Source organism: Paenibacillus brevis, assembly GCF_018919145.1.
Classification (GTDB): domain Bacteria; phylum Bacillota; class Bacilli; order Paenibacillales; family Paenibacillaceae; genus Fontibacillus; species Fontibacillus brevis.
Map to the genome: position 1 here is coordinate 1 of NZ_JAHLQJ010000059.1, position 518 is coordinate 518.

General features: G+C 31.3%; 1 protein-coding gene. It reads right to left on the bottom strand.

Annotated features, from left to right (window positions below; genetic code table 11):
- Positions 1-216 precede the first annotated feature (216 nt).
- The coding region (rpsB, locus tag KQJ23_RS23595) for a 30S ribosomal protein S2 (protein ID WP_216481336.1) at positions 217-518 on the bottom strand (302 nt) is incomplete at its 5' end.

Here is a 518-nt window from a genome sequence, read left to right on the forward strand (position 1 = left end):
CTTTGCGACCCTGAAAGAAATAGAACTAAAAAAAAAATTATTTTGATTCGACCGTCTTTTTTTTTTATTTTAGACTTGCCTTGAGTTGTATATTTTTTTGATACCAACTTATTACAATATCCTTAATTATTTTTATCTCTTTTGTGCGATTCAGGAATAGTAACCAATTGAATAAATCTAGGAAGTCCTACAAAAATAGATTTATCTTATTATTAATCAAGGATTTCGTATAGAGCTTGAATGGCCTTCACAAATTGCAAATACTAATTTGTTAAGAATTAATCGAATTGAAGCTATAGCGTCATCATTAGCTGGAATCAAAATATCTGCGAGATCTGGGTCACAATTTGTATCAATTAAACAAATCGTTGGAATTCCTAAAGTGATACATTCTTCAAGAGCCCTGTATTCTTCTTGCTGATCAACGATTATTACAATATCGGGCAACCCTGTCATATATTTAATCCCGCCCAGATATGTTTGTAAGTGAGATAATTGTCTTTTCAACATAGCGGCAT